Source organism: Gemmobacter sp., from assembly GCF_016792925.1.
Lineage (GTDB): Bacteria > Pseudomonadota > Alphaproteobacteria > Rhodobacterales > Rhodobacteraceae > Gemmobacter.
The window spans coordinates 1-3,378 of record NZ_JAEULU010000147.1; the positions used below are offsets into that span (position 1 = coordinate 1).

Annotated in this window: 3 protein-coding genes and 1 pseudogene; 1 reads left to right on the forward strand and 3 read right to left on the reverse strand. The window is 63.0% G+C overall.

All coding sequences use genetic code 11. From position 1 onward, the window contains the following. Nucleotides 1-1,198: PP2C family protein-serine/threonine phosphatase (locus tag JNN06_RS07210; RefSeq protein WP_291238919.1), on the reverse strand; the 1,198-nt coding region annotated here is incomplete at its 3' end. Between the two features lie 183 nt (nt 1,199-1,381). Between JNN06_RS07210 and JNN06_RS07215 the strand changes: the two genes are divergently transcribed. After that, nucleotides 1,382-1,708 (forward strand): Hpt domain-containing protein, encoded by a 327-nt coding sequence (locus JNN06_RS07215; RefSeq protein WP_291238920.1) that lies wholly within the window; start codon nt 1,382-1,384, stop codon nt 1,706-1,708. Nucleotides 1,709-1,733: 25 nt separating this feature from the next. Here JNN06_RS07215 and ilvA read toward each other — a convergent pair whose 3' ends face one another. After that, nucleotides 1,734-2,981 carry a threonine ammonia-lyase IlvA gene (gene ilvA, locus JNN06_RS07220; protein ID WP_291238921.1) on the reverse strand — a complete coding sequence of 416 codons (1,248 nt, stop codon included), beginning with the start codon at nt 2,979-2,981 and terminating at the stop codon, nt 1,734-1,736. 54 nt (nt 2,982-3,035) lie between these two features. Next, nucleotides 3,036-3,378: pseudogene (locus JNN06_RS07225) on the reverse strand (threonine dehydratase); the annotation flags it as partial.

Below are 3,378 nucleotides of genomic sequence, written 5' to 3' on the forward strand. Positions count from 1 at the left end.
CCGGGAAGTCACGGCCACCAGCGAAGCGGTTCAGTTGCCAGACAAGCGCCTCGAACAGGTCGGGAGGCTCGAGTTCGGTATTCTCGCGCAGAAAGCTGATCAAGCCCTCGGCGCCCATCTCGTTGCCGTCGGGATCAGGGCATTCCGTCACGCCATCTGACACCAGAAACAGCCGGTCACCGGGCAAAAGCGTCGTCTCGATCCGGTCAAAACCCACATTGGGCAAAAGGCCAATCGGCATGCCACCCTGGCCCAGTTGCTCGATCTCCCCCGAGGCACGGATGAGCAGCGGATGGGGATGCCCGGCCTGCACCAGCATCACCTTTCCGGTCAACATGTCGATTTCGGCATAGGCCATGGTGAAATACTGCTCGACCTGAATATCGTCCAGCATCATCCGGTTGAGCCGCCACGCCACCATCTCGGGCGGCCAGGCGCCACGGTTGCCATCCACACCGCCCGTCAGCGCAATGTTCTGATCGGGCGCCGCGCCCGACAACATGCCCGCCAGCCGCGCGGTCATCATGGCGGAGGCGACGCCATGCCCGGAAACATCCACCGAATAGAGCGCAATGCGACGCGCGCTGATGTCGAAAAACCCGGCCAGATCGCCCCCCACATGACCGGAAGGGCGCAACAGGATCGAGGCAGTGCCATGGCTGAACACGCGATGCCGTTCGCGCACGAGGGTTTGCTGCAGCTTGCGCGCCTCGATCAGATCGCGGTCGAGCGAATCATAGAGCTTTTGCAGCTCATCCAGCGTGGCGCCGATCAGCCGGTTCTTGGCGACCAGCTCGCGCTGCATGCCGATGATGCGCTCGCCGGCGCGCAGGCGGGCATGCAATTCGTCCGAATTCACCGGCTTGGTGAGAAAGTCATCGGCCCCGCCATCAAGACCATCCGCAATTTCGCCTTTCTCCGACTTGGAGGTCAACAAAACAAAATAGCCATAGCGCTCGCTGGGTAAGGCCCTGAATGCCTTGCAGAATTCCAGGCCAGACATGCCCGGCATCACCCAGTCGGACAGCACAATATCAAAGGCTGTTTGCGCGCAATGGCGCAGCGCCTCTTCGGCCGAGCCCGCCTCGGTCACCTGATACCCCCAACGCTCCAGCGAAAGGCTCAGAATCCGGCGCTGCGCCTTGCTGTCATCCACGACAAGGACGCGCCGGGGGCCTTCGGCCTCCGGTTCGGGCATTGGAACGTGACGACCTGCATACGGCACAACGAACTCCCCGCTCAATCTGGGTCGAGATTCGCCGCTCCGGATTAAGAGAGGATGAAGCCTAAAATGCAAAATGACTGGAGGGGAGAAGATAACCGGATGTTAAGGGCTCGGCCCCAGATTTGGCCTGTGGTGTTGTGGCCGATGGGGGCGATGATGATTGACTGGACAAGGGTGGATGAACTGCGCGCCGAGGTGGGCGACGACGGGTTCGACGAGGTTGTCGATCTTTTTCTGGAGGAAACCGATGAGGTGATCGCGCGCCTGCTCGAGGTGGATGATTCTGCCCTGGGGAGCGACATGCATTTCCTCAAGGGCAGCGCGCTGAACCTGGGGCTGAGCGAATTGGCCAAGCTGTGTCAGGATGGCGAACGGCTGTGCGGCGCGGGGCAGGCTGCTATGGTGGATCGAGGCGTCTTGATCCATGCCTATCACAGTGCAAAGGCCAGCTTCCGGGACGAAATCGCCCGCCGCGCCGCCTGAGCGCAACGGCGGGCCTGACCGGGCTTCAGATCAGGAACTCGGCCAGCGCCTCATCGCCGGTGATGTCGCGATAGGCGAACCCAGCTGCATCCATGCGGTCTGCGAGGGCCTGAAATTGTTGCGCCTGTTTCGTCTCGATCCCGATCAGGACCGAACCGAAATTCCGCGCCGATTTCTTCAGATACTCGAACCGCGCGATGTCATCATCCGGCCCCAGCATATTCAGAAACTCGCGCAGGGCACCGGGGCGCTGCGGCATGCGCAGGATGAAATACTTTTTCAGGCCGGAATAGCGCTGTGCGCGCTCCTTGACCTCGGGCAGGCGCTCGAAATCGAAATTGCCGCCCGAGGTGACGCAAACCACTGTTTTACCGCGAATATCATCTGCCAAGACCGGCAGAACATCGACAGAAAGCGCCCCCGCAGGCTCCAGCACGATGCCCTCGACATTCAGCATCTCCAGCATGGTGATGCAGATGCGATCCTCGGGCGCGAGCAACACCTGTGCAGGATCGGCCCATTTCAGGGCCTCATAGGTGTGGGCGCCAAGCCGGGCCACCGCTGCCCCATCGACAAAGCTGTTGATGCGCGGCAACGAGACCGGCGCCCCGGCTTGCAGGGCGGCCAACAGGCTGGCACCACCCGCAGGCTCCACAAAGCAGAAGGCGACTTGCGGCGCGACCTCGCGCAGATAGCGCGTGACGCCAGACGCCAGACCGCCACCGCCCACGGGCAGGACCACCAGATCGGGCGCGGCGCCCAGTTGCTCCAGCAACTCCACCGCGACCGAGGCCTGCCCCTCGATCACGTCGGGGTCGTCGAAGGGCGAGAGAAAATGCGCCCCCTGTTCGGCGCAATAGGCCTGGCTGGCGGCGAGCGTCTGGTCGAAGTAATCGCCGGTCAACACGATCTCGACCGCTGCACCACCAAACGTGCGCGTCTTGTCGATCTTTTGCTGCGGCGTGGTGACCGGCATGAAGATGGTGCCCTTCACCCCGAAATGGCGACAGGCATAGGCCATGCCCTGCGCGTGATTGCCGGCGCTGGCACAGACGAAATGCCCCTGATCGGGCCGCGCCACCCGCACCTTGCGCATCGCATTGAACGCCCCGCGCAGCTTGTAGCTGCGCACCGGGGTCAGATCCTCGCGCTTGAGATAGATCTCAGCCCCATAGCGCGCCGACAGATGGTCGTTGCGCTGCAGGGGCGTGGCATCAAACAGGTCGCGCAGGGCTGCCGTGGTGTGGCGGGCGGTTGTGGCAAAATCACTCATGCCGCCGATTAGACCCAGCCCCGCGCGATTGGCAAGCCAGTGCCGTTCCGGTTTTCAAAGCAGCGGGCGCTTTTCGATGTAATGGCCGTAAAGCGTGGTCAGGATGGAGGCCGAAACCATCAGCTGCACCCAGCCCGCCACCAGCTCCCACAGCAGGGCAAAGACCGAGCCCTGCGGCATCAGCGACAGCGGCGCCCCCAGAACGATCCCGATCAGGCCGGTGAAAAACGCCAGAATCAGGATGGTCTCGGTCTCGCCCGTCGTGGCCACCCAGCCATCGGCAAAGGCGGTCTGCCGATCCAGCGCCAGACCGGGCAGCGAGGCGCTGAGCCGATACAGCACCGCAAAAGCGGGCACGATCATCGCCAGCGCCGCCAGCAGATTGGCCAGCGGGCTT

Bases quoted from the DNA above. Each gene is read 5' to 3' on its own strand.
- JNN06_RS07215 (WP_291238920.1), top strand. From the start codon at position 1,382: ATGATTGACTGGACAAGGGTGGATGAACTGCGCGCCGAGGTGGGCGAC.
- ilvA (WP_291238921.1), bottom strand. From the start codon at position 2,981: ATGAGTGATTTTGCCACAACCGCCCGCCACACCACGGCAGCCCTGCGC.